General features: G+C 61.6%; 1 protein-coding gene. It reads left to right on the top strand.

Features of this window, described 5'->3' with window-relative positions:
* Window positions 1–339: 339 nt before the first annotated feature.
* Window positions 340–1,317 (top strand): IS110 family RNA-guided transposase, encoded by a 978-nt coding sequence (locus FGS76_RS19375; RefSeq protein ID WP_138774296.1) that lies wholly within the window; start codon window positions 340–342, stop codon window positions 1,315–1,317.
* Window positions 1,318–1,430 lie beyond the last annotated feature (113 nt).

Here is a 1,430-nt window from a genome sequence, read left to right on the forward strand (position 1 = left end):
TTTGGTGTGGCCTGCGAAGGCCCTATCGCGGCTGAAGCCGCTCCTACGGGGGGTGGGGGAGACCCCGCAGCGTGACCTTGTAGGAGCGACTTCAGTCGCGATGGGGTTTGGGGTGGTCTGCGAAGGCCTTATCGCGGCTGAAGCCGCTCCTTGTGTCTTTCCACGGGTTGATGGTTAGCTACCATCATCCTATCAGCCCGGTGGCAACCCGAGCCGCTCCTGAGGTCCGTGAACCTGTGTTGTAGATCGGACCACCGGGCTGTTTCTCTCAAAACTTGAACGGTATCCAAGCCACTTCCGGTTGGAAGAGAGGCTGCACAGACAAGGCAAGGTGGAGAGATGGCTTACATCGGCATCGACGTTAGTAAGAGCAAGCTGGACCTATGCTGGCTGCGTGAAAACGGCAAAGTGAAGACCAAGGTCTTCACCAACCACCCCAAGCACTTTCCCGCATTGATCGACTGGCTGACCCGCCAAACCGGTGAGCAAGCCCGGGATTTGCGCGTGTATCTGGAAGCCACGGGTATTTACCACGAGCCGGTGGCCGAATGGCTGCACGAAGTCGGTGCCCAGGTCCATGTCGTGAACCCCGCCCAGGTGCGGCATTACGGCCATGCGTTGGGCCACTCAGGCAAGACGGACAAGAAGGACAGCCAGCTTCTGGCGCGCTACGGCCTCGACCGGCAGCCACCCCGGTGGCAACCGGAACCGGCGGCGATTCGGCGGTTACGGCGCCTCGCCGGTCGTCTGGAGACTGTCCAGCAAGACATCCAGCGGGAAGAGAATCGGCGAGAGAAAGCGATGTTCAGCCGGGATACGGAGACGGTGTCATCGATCGATCAGGTTCTGCTGGCCCTACAGGGCGAGGCGAAACGGCTGCGCGAAGAGATCAAAGAGCATATCGACGGCGATGGTGACCTCAAACGCGACCAGGCGCTGCTTGAGAGCATCCCCGGAATCGGTGAAGTCACCTCGGTCCATCTGATGGTTCTGTTGCGAGGCAAGACGTTCCGCAGCGCTCGCCAGGCGGCGGCGTTCGTGGGGCTGGTGCCATGCGAATGGACATCGGGCAGCTCGGTGCGAGGTCGACCCCGTCTAACCAAGAAAGGCTCGCCGGCGATGCGCCGACGGCTTTACATGGCGGCGCTGACCGCAAGCCGCCACAACCCGGTGATTCAAGGGTTCTACACTCGGTTGCGGCAGGCCGGAAAAACGCCCATGTCCGCACTGACTGCGGCAATGCGCAAGCTGATGCACATCGCCTTCGGCGTGCTGCATCGGCAAACCCCATTCCAGACCCAACCCGTTGGGGGTTGAGTCCGGATAGGAGAGACGGTATCTACACGGGTTGGGGGGGGGTGGATCGCGGCTGAAGCCGCTCCTACACGGGTTGGCAGTTGTAGGAGCGGCTTTAGCCGCGATCAGGCCTG

This window comes from Alloalcanivorax gelatiniphagus (assembly GCF_005938655.1).
Taxonomy (GTDB): Bacteria; Pseudomonadota; Gammaproteobacteria; order Pseudomonadales; family Alcanivoracaceae; genus Alloalcanivorax; species Alloalcanivorax gelatiniphagus.

Bases quoted from the DNA above. Each gene is read 5' to 3' on its own strand.
- FGS76_RS19375 (WP_138774296.1), top strand. From the start codon at position 340: ATGGCTTACATCGGCATCGACGTTAGTAAGAGCAAGCTGGACCTATGC.